Below are 14470 nucleotides of genomic sequence, written 5' to 3' on the forward strand. Positions count from 1 at the left end.
ATGAGATGCGACCTGTGAACGGCAAAGACCTAAGCACGACAGCCGATGAATGGTGGCGCGGCGCGGTGATCTATCAGATCTACCCGCGCAGCTTTCGCGATACCAATGGCGATGGGATCGGCGATTTGCGCGGCATTGCCGATGGGCTCGATTACGTCGCCTCATTGGGAGTGGACGGGATTTGGATCTCGCCCTTCTTCACCTCGCCGATGAAAGACTTCGGATACGATGTGTCCGATTATTGCGGGATCGATCCAAGCTTTGGCGATTTCGATGACTTCGACCGGATCATCGACAAGGCGCATAAACTGGGCCTGAAGGTGATCATTGATCAGGTCTATTCGCACACCTCGGACGAACATGATTGGTTCGCGGCAAGCCGCAAGGATCGCAGCAATTCCAAGGCCGATTGGTACGTCTGGGCCGATGCGAAGTCCGATGGCTCTCCGCCGTCCAATTGGCAGTCCGTGTTCGGCGGATCAGCCTGGCAATGGGACGGCCCGCGCAAGCAATATTACCTGCACAATTTCCTCGCCTCTCAGCCGGATCTGAACGTCCACAATCCTGAGGTTCAGGACGCGCTGTTGGAGGTCACGAAATTCTGGCTCGACCGCGGCGTTGATGGCTTCCGCATCGATGCGTTGAACTTTGCGATGCATGATCCGGAATTTCGCGACAATCCGCCTTCGCATGCACCCATAGACGCGGTGACACGGCCATTTGATATGCAGATCAAGCAGTTCAACCAGTCGCATGAAGATATCCCGCTGTTCATTGAGCGCATCCGCCAGACGATTGACCAATATCCAGGCCGTTTTACCGTGGCCGAGGTTGGCGGGCCCGAACCATTGGAGGAGATGAAAGCGTTCACTGCCGATGGGAAGCGGCTCGATTCTGCCTATAATTTTGACTTCCTCTACGCGCCCAAACTGACCGCACCCGCAGTGCGGCGGTCGCTGATGCAGTGGCCTGGAGACACTGGTGAAGGCTGGCCGAGTTGGGCATTCTCAAACCATGATGCACCGCGCGCCGTTACGCGCTGGGTTTCTGGCGATGCCAGCCATGGTCAAATCGCGCGGCTTTCCATGCTGCTGCTGATGGCGCTGCGCGGCAATCCGATCATATACCAGGGCGAGGAATTGGGCCTCCCGCAGGGCCATGTCGCATTCGAAGATCTGCAGGATCCCGAGGCGATCACCAATTGGCCGCACACTTTGGGCCGCGATGGGGCGCGCACACCAATGCCTTGGGAGGCGAAGGCGCCGCAGGCGGGCTTCTCGAACGCGAACCGCACTTGGCTGAAACTCGATCAAACCCACGCTGATCTGGCGATTGATTGCCAGCGTGAAGACCCTACTTCCATGGCGAGCTACACCCGCGATCTGCTCGCGCAAAGGCAGGCGCTGACTGCTGTCGTCTCCGGTGATTTGGAGCTGCTGGAAACGCCTGAAAATGTGCTGGCCTTCATTCGCACCGACGGTGCGAGCCGGGTCTTGTGCGCCTTCAACCTATCCGACAACCCTTGCGATTGGGCGCCGCCCGCAGAATTCGCGCAAGCGAAAACGGTTGCTAACCAGCGACAAGTGGGTTCACCTGACCCCATCACTGCCACTATGGAAGGCTGGTCGGGCTATTGGGCCATGACGACCGGGCAATAGGGGGCACACGGGCAGACGGGATGAGTGAAGAGCAGGACCAGAAGAACGCGAAATCGGCCCGGCTCGAAGACATCGCCCGCGAGGCTGGAGTATCGATCTCGACCGTATCGCGCGCGCTCAATGACAATCCAGCGGTCAAACGGCGCACCAAGCAGGCGATCTGGAAGATTGCCCGCGCGCATGATTATGACTTTCGCAGCACCATGCCCAACGCGCCCATCGGTGCAGAGGCGACAATCGCAGTCGTGGTCCCCGCCCCGCAAGCCCGCGAAAGCCGCGTTGCCGACCCGTTCTTTCTTGAACTGCTCGCCGGCGTTGCCGAGGCGGCCAGAGTGCGAAACGCCGACCTCGTCATCAGCCATTTGAGTCCAAGCTCGGCTGAAGACCTTGAGTTCGCCATGAACACCAGTAGAGCGACCGGCGTGATCTTCATCGGGCAAAGCTCGCTGCATGCTGCCTTCAATGATCTGTCGCAGCGCGACAGCCGGTTTGTCGTCTGGGGCGCTGAATTTGCCGATGCTGCCTATTGTTCGGTTGGCTCAGACAATATGGCGGGCGGCAGGCGCGCAACCTCGCACCTCACGCGCTTGGGTCGCCAACGGATCTTGTTCCTCGGCGACACCGAAGCTCCCGAAGCAGAGCAGCGCTATCGCGGTTATCGCCAGGCGCTCGAAAGCGCTGGAATTGATGTGCGTGATGAGCTGCTGATGCCCGCCCATTTCGACGTCCATTCTGGCGAGGCTGTGACCCGCTCTGCGATCGATCAAGGCATCCAGTTCGACGGCGTGTTCGCCGCCAGTGACCTGATCGCTATCGGCGCAATGCGGGCGCTGACTCGCGCCGGGCGCAGCATCCCAGAGGATGTGTCGGTGGTCGGATATGACAACATCCCGGCTGCGCGCCTGGTCACGCCGCGCCTCACCACAATTGATCAAGACGCCAATCTCGCGGGGCGCATGCTCGTCTCGAAATTGATCGATACCAAGGGCGGGCGGGCCACGTCTGATCGGCTCGAAACCAGCCTGACCATCAGAGACAGCTGCGGCGGATAGACAATGGCCAGCGCGTTCTCCCCCTAGAAAGCATCATCATTGTCGGCGGCGGCAGCGCGGGGTGGATGACGGCGGCGGCGCTCGCAAACACGCTGGGCAAAAGCTGCGAGATCACGGTCGTCGAATCCGAGGCAATCGGCACCGTGGGCGTTGGCGAGGCGACCATTCCGCCAATCCGCCATTTCAATCAGCGGCTCGGGATCGACGAGGCGACCTTCGTCAAAGAGACCGGAGGCTCCTATAAACTCGGGATCGAATTCGTCGATTGGGCCCGGCTAGGCCACAGCTATTTCCACCCGTTTGGCCAACATGGCGCCGAATTTGACAGTGTGCCGTTCTACCATTTCTGGATGCAGGAAAGCCTTGCTGGCCGGGTCAACGGGCCAATCGACAACTTCTCCATGGGCTGGGCCATGGCGAAGGCGGGCAAGTTCGCGCATCCCCTGCCCGACCGGCGGCAAATCCAGTCAACCTATGACTACGCCTACCACTTTGACGCGGTGCTTTATGCCGCGTTCCTGCGCAAATATGCCGAGGCGCGCGGGGTCAAGCGGATCGAAGGCAAAGTCGTCGATGCTGCGCTCAATGCGACAAGCGGCGCAATTGAAAGCGTCCAGCTGGAAAACGGCGAGACCCACAAGGCAGAGTTCTTCGTTGATTGCAGCGGCTTTCGCGGGCTTCTAATCGAGGGCGCGCTGGAGGCAGGCTATGACAATTGGCAGCAATGGCTTCCTTGTGATCGCGCCGTTGCTGCGCCCAGTCCGAAACAGACCGACATCGCGCCTTATACGCGCTCGACCGCCAAGGCGGCGGGCTGGCAATGGCGCATCCCGCTGCAGCATCGCACCGGCAATGGCTATGTCCATTGCGGCGAATTTGTGAGCGAAGACGAAGCGACCGAAACGCTATTGAGCTCGCTCGAAGGCGAGGCTCTGGTAGAGCCGCGAATGCTGCGCTTTGTGACCGGGCGGCGGCGCAAGTTCTGGCACAAGAACTGCGTTGCGATTGGTCTGTCTGCTGGATTTATGGAGCCTCTGGAATCGACCAGCCTGCACCTCATCCAATATGGCATCTTACGCTTGCTCGCGCTGTTTCCGGACAAGGAAATGTCGCCGCTGCTGGCCCAAGAATACAATGCTCAAACGGCGGCAGAATATGAGCGGATACGCGACTTCTTGATCCTGCATTACAAGGCGACCTCGCGCGATGATGCGGAGCTGTGGCGCTATTGCTCCAGCATGGCGACCCCGGACAGCCTGCAATATAAGATCGATCACTTCCGCAATTATGGACTGCTGGTTTCCGACGAACGCGAGCTGTTCAAGAATCCCAGTTGGATCGCGGTTTATCTGGGGCAAGACATAGTGCCTGAGCGCGCACCCGCCCTTGCGGCCATGCGCAGCGGCGCGGTGCCGGTGGCTGATCGGATGAGCGCAATCTCAGCGGCGATGGACGGCGCGGTTGCAGCCATGCCGAGCCATTCGGAATTTCTCGCGCAGCACTGCCCCTCTCCGCACGCGTAACCGCTCGCAGCGCTGGTTTCGCAGGCGATCGCTCAATCACACGATCGCCAAAGAAAAAGGGCCCGCCGCTGCTCGGCAGGCCCTCTTCCATTTTGCGACCCCAAGAGAGGGTTGAGTTACGATCTAGAATTCCTTCTTGATCGTGAAGTTGTAGGTCCGGCCATAGAGCTCGTGACGGCTTGGGAAGGTACCGATCTGATTGCCCGCACCATCGAACAGATCGTTCTCGGTAACGAACGGCTCATTGGTGATGTTGAACACCTCAAACTGGAAACCAAGACCATTGAGGAAACCATCGGCTTCTTCGAAGGTGTAGCCGATTTGACCGTCAAGAATGGTCTCACTGCGAGCCTGCGCGCCGCTGAGGCTGCCGTCAAAGTTTTGAACCTCTGACAAGAAGCCGCTGCGGTGACGGGCGCTGAGTTTGGCTTGGAAACCGTTCTTTTCATAGAACATATCGCCGGACCATACCGTTTCCGAATAGCCGGGAATGTCCAGCGCAGTCATTGTGGTGTCTTCGACTTCTGCGTCAGCATAGGTGAAGCTGAAGCTGCCGCCGAAGCCATCAAGGCTCTCTGCAAGGTCAACGAAGTCAACCCGCAAGGTGCCTTCAATGCCGGTGATCGAGCCATCGCCAAAGTTAACCGGACCGCTGAATGCGCCAGTGCCGAGTTCTGGTGCGTTGGTCAGGATTGAGCCGAAACCAGCGTTGACGATCTGCTGCTCAACATCGATCGTGTCATTGAAGTCAATCACCCAATCCGACAGATCCTTGTGGAACACCGCAACCACCAAGGCCGTACCGCGCGAGAAGTATTTCTCGAACGAGATGTCGTAAGAGGTCGATGAGTAAGGCTGAAGCGCGGGGTTACCGCCACTAAGGTTGAAGCAAACCAGCTGCGGCGGGTTAAACGCGATGACCGTATCCGGCACTTGATCGCCATCTGTATCCGTGCAGCTGAGCGGGTTCACTGAGATGCTCTGATTGGCTGCCAATTGGTCGAGCCTTGCGCGAGTGATCGTTTTCGCAAAGGCCAGCTTGATGAAGAAGTCATCAGCGACTTCAAAGCTGAGGTTCGCACTTGGCAGCCAGTCATCGTAGCTTTCGCTGACCGTGTTGGCCAAGCCGCCGCCGATCGTGCCGGTCGAGCTTTGCGTGGTGTCGACATATTTGAGGCCGATATTGCCGCGCAGCGGAACCGAGCCAAGCAGAGTGTCGATATTGGCCTGAGCGTAGAAGCTGTGAATTTCCTCAGAAACGACCCATTCGGTGTCGAAGGTCGCCTTCTCAACAACGTAAGTGCCGTCGGTAAGGAAGCTTGATGGATCATAAGCGATCACATCAAAATTCAAGCCGCCGGTGTCGGTGCTGCCCAGAATTGAGCCCGCTGGGATAGCCAGTGCGCCATCGGTGAAGGCGGCCGATTGACGCAGGAAAGCTTCGTTTGAATCGAAGTCTTTCTCGCGGTCTGTGTAAATCCAGCCAACCGTAATGCTGTCGAGGAAACCGCCATCAAAGGCATATTCGGCCTCCGCGCGCAGCTGATGCAATTCGTCGTTGATCTCTGGCTCTTTGATGAAGCCAACCTGGCCCCAGCCACCTGGATCGGTGAGCAGAACCGTGCCTGGATCGGTGTAATCAAGCTGAGTGTCGACGCTATAACGGCCGCTTTGCGGGAAGGTAAATGTGATCGTATCCTGCGGGCCGCCGCGAGCAAATCCAGTGCCAGCGTAGCTTTCGTAATCAATGTCGTTCCGGTCGAGCGTCGAGTAACCGTAATCAAGCTCAAGCGAGAGGTTGTCGGTCACGCCCCAAACGAGGTTTGCACCTGCCGCGAAAATCTGGGCCTCGTTGCCTTCGGTGTCTGTGCGAACGATTGGCACAACTGCTGAGTAGGTTGCGGTATCGGCGAAAGGTCCATTGCCGGTTGCACCGTCAAAGCTTGCGCCACTCCATGAGGCAATCGGAGTTTCCGTACCGCGGAAAATGCCGGAATCTTGCGTGTCGGTGTAGAACGCATCGAGCGCGAGCGAGAAATTGTCGGATGGCTCGAACTGCAACGCGCCAGCAATCGACGTGCGCTCAAAGTCGCGTGAAACAGCGCCTTGGCGCGGGTTGTCCGACGGATAGATCAGGCCATTCGCGTCGGTAGAGACCTGGTTCTGGTTGGTCTTCAATTCGCGCGAGAGGAACTGTGTCGGGTTGGATTGATGCGTGACACCAATCGACCAACCAACGGTGCCGGCATCATTCTGACCAATGTACGATCCAAAGAAGCGGTAGCCTTGGTTGCTGAAATCTGGGTTCAGTTCGCCGCTGTCATTCACGACATAGCGCGCGGACACGTTGAGCTTCGTATCCTTGAAATCGAGCGGACGGATCGTGCGCAGATCAACCGCGCCAGCGATCCCGGTTGCAGCCAGGCTCGCCTCAGCGGTCTTATAGACAACGCCTTGCGCGATCAGCTCTGATGGGAATTGGTCGAACTCAATCCCGCGATTGTTACCGGCGGAGACAACCTCACGGCCGTTCAAGAGCGCCAGCGAGAAGTCCGGGCCGAGACCGCGGATCGAAATCTGCTGAGAGCGGCCGCGCACACGCTGAGCGGTGACGCCTGGCAGTCGCGCAAGCGCATCAGCAATGGAAAGGTCAGGCAGCTTACCAACATCTTCTGCTGAGATCACTTCGACGATGCTGGTGCTTTCGCGCTTTGCCTCAAGCGAGCTTTCGATCGCGCTGCGGATCCCTGTGACGACGATACCCTCGTCCTCTACGCCGCTTTCTGTCTCTGGTTCGGCATCCTGAGCCGCCGCAGGCATAGCCGCCGCGATCATCGCGAGGCCGGTCGCTGCACCACAAAGCAGGCGCGCGTTTGCTGAGTTACGCTTAAAAACCATTGTCTCTCTCCCCTAACGCCAATTATCGATCCGGCGTTTGCATCTTTTTTCATAGCGAATGTTTTGAGAGACGTAAACGCCCAATGTTTGGAACGCATTTCACGTTTTGAAATTCCACAAATATCTGTTTTTGCGATGTTTATCGAGAATAAGTGTGCCTTTTGAATGTAACATTGCCACAAGTTTCAACAGGCTGTGGCAAGCCTGTCACACTTGTTCAGACCCAAGTTGGCACCGAGGAACGTAGCAGGTTCTTACAAACCCCTCGACTCGCATACCTCCATGTCCGAAATTCGTTATAAATGTTTATTTTCAGTGCTTTAAGTTATTTCAATTGGTGCTTTACGCGCGATTTGATAGCCTCAACGCAGAATTTTCCGATCATTAGCAAGGCCTCAATCCGCGATGAACAACTGGTCGATATCACTTGCAAATTTGCAAACATCGCATTTTTCATCACAAAAACATGATCTTGTGAAGATCGATGAATTTCTAGAACACCCAAGCGCCGTCATTAAGAATACTTTTTTGCAAAAATTTGCAGAAATCACTCCGCAATATCCTGGGGTCCGCTCGCCGCTGCCGCAAGACGTCTGTGAGGCGTGGTTGGAGCAGCTCTCACCTCTGCTCGAGAAAACCTTCCCGCCCACGCAGCCCGCCTCACCAAACGGAGGCAAAGTGCACTGGGCAATGCAGGGGTGGTATTCCATCGTCACCACCCCGCCAGAGCAATTGCAGCCGATCCAGCGCCTACCGCACATCGATGGCACAGATCCTGATCAAATCGCGCTGATGCTCTATCTGCACACCACGCAGCATGGCGGCACGGCGTTCTTCCGTCACAAATCCACTGGGCTCGAGGCGCTCACACAGGACAGTTACCCGCGCTATGCCGCCGCCTTGCAGCAAGATGTGAAGCGCAGCGGCCTGCCTCCCGCCGCCTACACAACAAGCGGAGAGCCACACTTTGAACGCACCCATGCCGCGCCCGGCACATTCAATCAGGCCGTGCTCTATCGCGGCAATATCCTGCACAGCGGCGTGATCAGCAATTCAGACCCACTGCCAGCGGACCCCAAAACCGGCTGCACTGACTATCAATGCCTTTTTGCGCCGAGAGGCTCCCCAAGGATGAGCGCACACTATAGCCTGTCACAAACGCAGCCCCTTCTTTCAAACCGCGCCGGGCCGCCAAAGAGTAAAACGCCATGAGTAAGCAGACACAGCGCAAATTGGTGATCGTCGGTGGCGGAACCGCGGGCTGGATAACGGCAGCGGCATTTGCGCGCCTGCTCGGGCCCAGCCTGTCGATCCATCTGGTGGAATCCGATGCGATTGGCACCGTCGGCGTGGGCGAGGCGACCATCCCGCAGATCATCCGCCTCAATACGATCCTGGGCTTTGATGAGAACGATTTCCTGAAGCAAACCTATGGCACGTTCAAACTCGGCATAGAGTTTGTCGACTGGGGCAAGAAGGGCGATCGTTATTTGCACACTTTTGGCGATGCAGGACTGAACCTCGCCAATGTGCCCTTCCATCATTATTGGCACCGGGCATCCCAATCCGGCGCTGATGCCAAAGACCTGTGGCATTATTCCCTGCACCAGCTGGCGGCTGCACAAGGGCGCTTTTCCAAGCTCGACCGGGTCGGCAATACGGCGATGACCGGCCTCGCCTATGCCTATCATTTCGACGCCAGCCTTTATGCCAAATATCTGCGCAAATATTCCGAGGCGCGCGGCGTAACCCGGCATGAAGGGATTGTGAGCGCGGTTCAGCGGGACGGCGAAAGCGGCGATATCACCTCGATCACGCTGGAAGGCGGGGCCCAGATCCATGGCGATTTCTTCATCGATTGTACCGGCTTTCGTGCGCTGTTGATGGGGCAAGAATTGGGCATTGGCTATCAGGACTGGTCAAAATGGCTACCGTGTGACCGCGCGCAGGCGGTGCCAAGCGAAAGGCTGGACAGCCTGCCGCCCTATACCCGCGCGACCGCCAAGGACGCGGGATGGCAATGGCGCATCCCGCTGCAACATCGCACGGGCAATGGCCATGTCTATTCCAGCGGTTTTACCACTGACGATGCGGCGCATGATGTGTTGATGGCGGGGCTGGAGACAAAGGCCCTGGCTGATCCGCGCCCAATCCGCTTTACGACCGGGCGGCGCGAGCAGTTCTGGTCTCACAATTGCGCGGCCATCGGCCTGTCGAGCGGATTTCTGGAGCCGCTGGAATCGACCAGCATCCATTTGATCCAATCGCATGTCAGCCGTCTGATCCAGCTTTTCCCACAAAGCGCGAACGCCGATGCCGAGCGCGCCGAATACAATCGCCGCTGCGCCGCAGAATTTGAACAAATCAGAGACTTTCTGATTCTGCATTATCATCAGACGGACCGCGAGGACTCCGAATTCTGGCGTTATTGCAAGAATATGGAAGTGCCGGTCAGTCTAACCCACAAGCGCGAATTGTTTGCCTCTAGCGGCCGCCTGGGCCGCGATGTCGATGATCTGTTCCGCGAGGCAAGCTGGGTTCAGGTGATGCTGGGCCAGGGCATCACGCCAGACGGCCACGATCCGATGGCCGATGCGATCAGCGATGCTCAACTGAGCGAATTTTTGGGCAATCTCAGGACCATTATCGAGCGCGCGGTTGGCGGTCTCTCCACGCATCAGGACTATATCGCCAAAAATTGCGCCGCGCCGCCAATGACGTCTTAGGTCCCGCCTAGCATTCAGCATTATCAGCATCTGCGCAGAGCGGCTTTCGTTGGCGCTTAAGATTTGGTAGTGTTTTGAAACGTACCGCGTAGCGCGCGCAAACCCCCGCCCCAATGGAGCCAAACGAATGATCGAGTTCACCATCAACGGCCAAGCCACCAGCCTAGATGCCGATCCCAATATGCCGATCCTGTGGGTTGTGCGTGAGAAGCTGGGCATGACCGGGACCAAGTTTGGCTGCGGGATTGCCGCCTGCGGGGCCTGCACCGTGCATCTGGATGGCGAGCCTGTGCGCAGTTGCTCCACCCCGCTGTCAGCGGCTGAAGGCCGAGCGATCACTACGATTGAGGGCGTATCGGGTGAAGGCGGCGAGCTGAGTGCGGTTCAGCAGGCCTGGATCAGCGAGCAAGTGCCGCAATGCGGATATTGCCAATCGGGGCAGATCATGTCGGCAACGGCGCTGCTGCGCGACAATCCTGCGCCGAGCGATGACGACATTGACGCCGCGATGAGCGGCAACATCTGCCGCTGCGGCACCTACAAACGCATTCGCCAAGCCATCAAGGTTGCCGCCGGTCTTGAGACCGCACAATCCGAAGACGAAGCGCAGGAGAGCGCAGCATGAGCGAGCAAGACACAGGCACAGCCGCCGCGAAAAAAGAGCGCAGCACAGCGGCCAAGTGGAGCCGCCGCGGGTTTATTGGCGCTGGCGTGCTCGCTGGCGGCGCATTGCTGATCGGGGTTGGCGTTCGGCCCGGCAATCCAGTTGGCAAGCTGAAAGCGACAGTTGCGGGCGGAGCGGGCGAGGAGCTGGTCAACAGCTGGGTGAAAATCGGGGCCGACAATATCGTGACCGCGATCATCCCTCACTGCGAAATGGGCCAGGGCGCGCATTCCGTGCTCGCGCAAATGCTGGCTGATGAGCTCGATGCCGATTGGGCCAAGGTCGAAGTGATGCAGGCGCCAGCAGACGGCAGCTATATCGTCAGCGACACCGCGCGCATGTTTGTCGCGCCCTTCACTATGAATGCGGCCGATTGGATTGAGCCGACATGGGACGGCCTGTTCACGCAGATCGGGCGCTTGGCCGATGCGATGATCACCGGCGGCAGCTCCTCCATTCGCACCACGGGCCAATATCAGATGCGGATCGCAGGCGCGGCAGCGCGCAAGATGCTAATCGGGGCGGCGGCAGATGAATGGGGCGTGCCAGCCAGCGAGATTACGACGCGTGACAGCACGCTAATCCACAGCGGCAGCGGCAAGTCTGCGCCCTATTCTGATTTTGCCGCAGCAGCGGCTGATCAGCCAATGGACAGCTCGCCTGCGCTGAAAGATCCCAAAGATTACCGCCTGATGGGCAAGAGCAAGCGCCGGACCGACATTCCCGCAAAGGTGATGGGCAAGGCGGACTTCGGGATCGACGCGAATATTCCGGGCGTTGAGCTGGCCGATCTGTCCTATGCCGCGGTGCGCCGCCCTCCGGTGCCTGGGACCGAGGTGACGAGCATGGACGCAGAGGCGGCCAAAGGCATGCCGGGCGTGCAGCAGATCCTCAACATGGGCAGTTTCATCGCAGTGGTGGCCGATGGCTATTGGAACGCGCAGCAGGCGCTGAATACGATCACGGCGCAATACAGCGCTTCGGAAAGCCCGATCAAGACAACCGCTGATCAATTTGCGGCGTTTAGAGACGCGATTGATGCGGCAGGCGATGATGGCGGGGAGCAAGCCGCCTCCAAAGGCGATGCGGCCAGCGCCTTTGCCGATGCGGCAACCAAGCTGGAGGCGGAATACAGCGCCCCGTTTCTCGCCCATGCTCCGATGGAACCGGTCAATTGCACCGCATGGGTGCGCGACACCGATGATGGAGCGAAGTGCGACATCTGGACCAGCACTCAGGTGCCGCTGATGGCGCGCAGCGCGGCCGCTGGCGCGCTCGGCATGAATGATGAGGACATCACCGTGCACCACCCGTTCCTGGGCGGGGCATTCGGACGGCGGTTAGAGAATGACTATGTGACGATGGCGGCGCGGGTGGCGAAGGCCACTGGCTATCCGATCAAGATGATCTGGTCGCGCGAGGAAGACACGCAAAAGGCGCTTTACCGCCCGGCAGATGTGAGCCGCTTTAAAGGCGGGCTGGATGCGGGCGGAAGACTGGTCGCTTACAACAACATCTTCACCCAGCGACACGACCCGGCAGAAGCCAGCGTGCCGGGTATTTACGAAATCGCCAACACCTCCGTGCGCGTCGCAGAGGCACCGTTGCACCTGCCATTTTCCGCATGGCGTTCGGTCGACCACTCGCAGCAAGGTTTCTTTATTGAGAGCTTCATTGATGAGGCCGCTATTGCCGCTGGCGCGGACCCGCTCGAATACCGCCTCAACATGCTCGGCGCGAACACCGCGCGGCACAAGGGCGTGCTCAAAAAGGTCGCTGAGATGAGCAATTGGAGCGCTCCGCGCGGCGAAGGCATTGGCCTGGGCGTTGCCATCGTTGAAAGCTTCGGCACCGTCGGAGCAGAGGTGATTGAGGTCGATATGAACTCAGGCCGCCCCAAAATGCTCAATGTCTGGGCCGCGATGGACGCGGGCTATGTCATGAACCCGGACGGCTTCCGCAACCAGATCGAGGGCGGGATCGTGTTCGGCCTGACCGCGGCGATGTACGGCGAAATTGAACTGGAGGACGGCGCGGTCAAGCAGAGCAATTTCCACGATTATCAAATGCTGCGGATGGATGAGACACCGGCGATTGAGGTCGCAATCATCAACAGCGGCACCGTGCCGGTTGGCGGTGCGGGCGAGCCGGGCACACCGCCCGCAGCGCCGGCCTTGGCCAATGCGATCTTTGCCGCCAGCGGTAAACGCCTGCGCGACATGCCGTTCGCAAAACAATTTGCGTAAGCGCGCAGCAAGGAGGCACACTATGCGCAAATTCACCGCAAGCATGGCCGCTCTCGGTACGCTCTTAATCGCCGCATGCGGCGGGTCAGAGGTTCAAGAACCCGTCGAGCAAATCATCGTCGCTAAGCCGGGCGAAGCGGCCAGCGCAGCGGCACCTGAACAAGCGGCTCCCGCCGAACCCGAACAGCCTGCTGAATAGAAGCACTTGATGGACCGCGATCGGGTTTTTGCCTTTCTGAGCGATCGGCAGCGCGAGGGACGCGCCTGCGCGCTTGTGACAGTGATGGCGGTGGAGGGTTCCTCCATCCGCAATCCCGGCACGCATATGGTGGTTTGCGACGACGGCCAATTTGCCGGATCACTCTCTGGTGGGTGCATCGAGAATGCCGTGGTTACGGAAGCGCAAGAGGCTCTGCGCGAGGGAAAGCCGCGCGCCGTTCGCTTTGGCGCAGGCTCTCGCTACATCGATATCACCCTGCCCTGCGGCGGCGGCATTGATGTGCATTTCCAGCCGTTGGCGAACCAAGAATTTGCCGAGCAGTGCAATGCCGCGATCACCGCGCGAAAGCCCTTCACGGTGCAAATCGGCGGCGGCGAGGTCGCATGCCTCGATGGCTCGCAAGAACCCACGGTCGATATCGCATCCAGCATCGGCACGTTCGGCCATTTGCCACAGCCTCGCCTCTGCATCATAGGGCACGGGGCGAGCGTTGAGGCGCTCGCCAAGCTCGCAAGCGCGATGGACATTGGCAGCGATGTTCTATCGCCAGACCCAGACATCTGCGAGCGCCTCACTGCCCTCGGCACCCCGGCTCAGCTGCTCACCCGCACCAGCGACACCCATCTGCTCAGCAGCGATCCCTGGACAGCCTTCGTCTTCCTGTTCCACGATCACGATTGGGAAGTGAAGCTGCTCGCCCGCGCGCTGGAACTGCCGCATTTCTACTGCGGAGCGATGGGCAGCCGCAAAGCGCATGGCGGGCGCAGCGAAGCGCTGCTGGCTAGCGGTGTACCCGCCGATGCGGTCGCCTCGATCAACGCGCCGCTTGGCCTATTTCATTCCTCACGCGATCCAGAAACTCTGGCGCTATCCGCCCTGAGCGAAATCGTGCGCGCCTATCAATCGGCGGATTTTGCGGGCCATGACGCATAGCCAGAGCGGCCTTATGATCGCCCTGCTCGCGGCGGGACAGTCTCAGCGCTTTGGCACGGCGGACAAGCTTTCTGCGGATTTGAACGGCACAATGCTGGGCCTTCGCGCGAGCGAGACGCTTGCCGCCTTGCCCGCCGATCACCGCATCGTCATTGCATCCAGCGATGAGCATGCGTGCGCAGGTGGCTGGCGCGCAGCGGGCTTTGAAATCGCTATCAATCCAGATGCCGCTCAGGGCATGGGCACATCGGTCGCGCTCGCCGCAAAACTGGCCGTTGAAGCAAAGGCAAAGACGCTACTCATCGCGCTGGCCGACATGCCCTTTGTGCCGCTTGCCCATTTCCGCGCGCTCGCAGCGCAAGCCACCACCAGCACCATCGCCGCCTCGCATAATGGCGAGGCCCGCACGCCGCCCGCGGCCTTTGGCGAAGAGCATTTTGCGGCCCTAATGCAGGCAACTGGGCATCGCGGCGCTGGCGCGTTGCTGTCTGAAGCTGAGATCATTTCCTGCTAGGCCCGATCAACTGGCGGACATCGACACTCTGGACGA

11 protein-coding genes are annotated in these 14470 nt (G+C 59.2%); 10 read left to right on the forward strand and 1 reads right to left on the reverse strand.

What is annotated here, in order from left to right; translation table 11 throughout:
- Window positions 1-5 precede the first annotated feature (5 nt).
- From AC0V6U_RS09500 to AC0V6U_RS09510, 3 genes are read left to right on the forward strand one after another with little or no spacing between them, the layout of a single operon-like run.
- A complete protein-coding gene (locus tag AC0V6U_RS09500; RefSeq protein ID WP_472645745.1) occupies window positions 6-1658 on the forward strand; it encodes an alpha-glucosidase family protein in 1653 nt (550 codons plus the stop codon).
- Window positions 1659-1678: 20 nt separating this feature from the next.
- Complete coding sequence (locus tag AC0V6U_RS09505; protein WP_472642927.1) at window positions 1679-2710, forward strand: substrate-binding domain-containing protein; 1032 nt, start codon at window positions 1679-1681, stop codon at window positions 2708-2710.
- Window positions 2707-4233, forward strand: coding sequence for a tryptophan halogenase family protein (locus AC0V6U_RS09510; RefSeq protein ID WP_472645746.1), 1527 nt, complete (start codon window positions 2707-2709; stop codon window positions 4231-4233). Before AC0V6U_RS09505 ends, AC0V6U_RS09510 begins: the two co-directional genes overlap by 4 nt.
- Window positions 4234-4356: 123 nt before the next feature.
- Here the strand turns inward: AC0V6U_RS09510 and AC0V6U_RS09515 are convergent, their stop codons facing one another.
- Window positions 4357-7131 carry a TonB-dependent receptor gene (locus AC0V6U_RS09515; protein WP_472642929.1) on the reverse strand — a complete coding sequence of 925 codons (2775 nt, stop codon included), beginning with the start codon at window positions 7129-7131 and terminating at the stop codon, window positions 4357-4359.
- A gap of 405 nt (window positions 7132-7536) precedes the next feature.
- Between AC0V6U_RS09515 and AC0V6U_RS09520 the strand changes: the two genes are divergently transcribed.
- From AC0V6U_RS09520 to AC0V6U_RS09550, 7 genes are all read left to right on the forward strand, one after another.
- Window positions 7537-8343: a DUF6445 family protein gene (locus tag AC0V6U_RS09520; RefSeq protein ID WP_472642930.1), complete on the forward strand. Its 807-nt coding sequence runs from the start codon at window positions 7537-7539 to the stop codon at window positions 8341-8343.
- Complete coding sequence (locus AC0V6U_RS09525; RefSeq protein WP_472642931.1) at window positions 8340-9857, forward strand: tryptophan halogenase family protein; 1518 nt, start codon at window positions 8340-8342, stop codon at window positions 9855-9857. The genes AC0V6U_RS09520 and AC0V6U_RS09525 overlap by 4 nt, the downstream gene beginning before the upstream one ends.
- Window positions 9858-9984: 127 nt before the next feature.
- Window positions 9985-10482, forward strand: coding sequence for a (2Fe-2S)-binding protein (locus AC0V6U_RS09530; protein ID WP_472642932.1), 498 nt, complete (start codon window positions 9985-9987; stop codon window positions 10480-10482).
- Window positions 10479-12767, forward strand: coding sequence for a xanthine dehydrogenase family protein molybdopterin-binding subunit (locus AC0V6U_RS09535; RefSeq protein WP_472642933.1), 2289 nt, complete (start codon window positions 10479-10481; stop codon window positions 12765-12767). The genes AC0V6U_RS09530 and AC0V6U_RS09535 overlap by 4 nt, the downstream gene beginning before the upstream one ends.
- Window positions 12768-12789: 22 nt before the next feature.
- Window positions 12790-12966 carry a hypothetical protein gene (locus AC0V6U_RS09540; protein WP_472642935.1) on the forward strand — a complete coding sequence of 59 codons (177 nt, stop codon included), beginning with the start codon at window positions 12790-12792 and terminating at the stop codon, window positions 12964-12966.
- Window positions 12967-12975: 9 nt separating this feature from the next.
- Complete coding sequence (locus AC0V6U_RS09545) at window positions 12976-13920, forward strand: XdhC family protein (RefSeq protein WP_472642936.1); 945 nt, start codon at window positions 12976-12978, stop codon at window positions 13918-13920.
- A gap of 13 nt (window positions 13921-13933) precedes the next feature.
- Window positions 13934-14434 carry a nucleotidyltransferase family protein gene (locus tag AC0V6U_RS09550; RefSeq protein ID WP_486169447.1) on the forward strand — a complete coding sequence of 167 codons (501 nt, stop codon included), beginning with the start codon at window positions 13934-13936 and terminating at the stop codon, window positions 14432-14434.
- Window positions 14435-14470 lie beyond the last annotated feature (36 nt).

This window comes from Erythrobacter sp. W36, assembly GCF_057364935.1.

Excerpts from the sequence above, each read along its gene's own strand:
- AC0V6U_RS09500 (WP_472645745.1), top strand. The coding sequence starts at position 6 with ATGCGACCTGTGAACGGCAAAGACCTAAGCACGACAGCCGATGAATGG.
- AC0V6U_RS09505 (WP_472642927.1), top strand. The coding sequence starts at position 1,679 with ATGAGTGAAGAGCAGGACCAGAAGAACGCGAAATCGGCCCGGCTCGAA.
- AC0V6U_RS09515 (WP_472642929.1), bottom strand. The coding sequence starts at position 7,131 with ATGGTTTTTAAGCGTAACTCAGCAAACGCGCGCCTGCTTTGTGGTGCA.
- AC0V6U_RS09520 (WP_472642930.1), top strand. The coding sequence starts at position 7,537 with ATGAACAACTGGTCGATATCACTTGCAAATTTGCAAACATCGCATTTT.
- AC0V6U_RS09525 (WP_472642931.1), top strand. The coding sequence starts at position 8,340 with ATGAGTAAGCAGACACAGCGCAAATTGGTGATCGTCGGTGGCGGAACC.
- AC0V6U_RS09530 (WP_472642932.1), top strand. The coding sequence starts at position 9,985 with ATGATCGAGTTCACCATCAACGGCCAAGCCACCAGCCTAGATGCCGAT.
- AC0V6U_RS09535 (WP_472642933.1), top strand. The coding sequence starts at position 10,479 with ATGAGCGAGCAAGACACAGGCACAGCCGCCGCGAAAAAAGAGCGCAGC.
- AC0V6U_RS09540 (WP_472642935.1), top strand. The coding sequence starts at position 12,790 with ATGCGCAAATTCACCGCAAGCATGGCCGCTCTCGGTACGCTCTTAATC.
- AC0V6U_RS09545 (WP_472642936.1), top strand. The coding sequence starts at position 12,976 with ATGGACCGCGATCGGGTTTTTGCCTTTCTGAGCGATCGGCAGCGCGAG.
- AC0V6U_RS09550 (WP_486169447.1), top strand. The coding sequence starts at position 13,934 with ATGATCGCCCTGCTCGCGGCGGGACAGTCTCAGCGCTTTGGCACGGCG.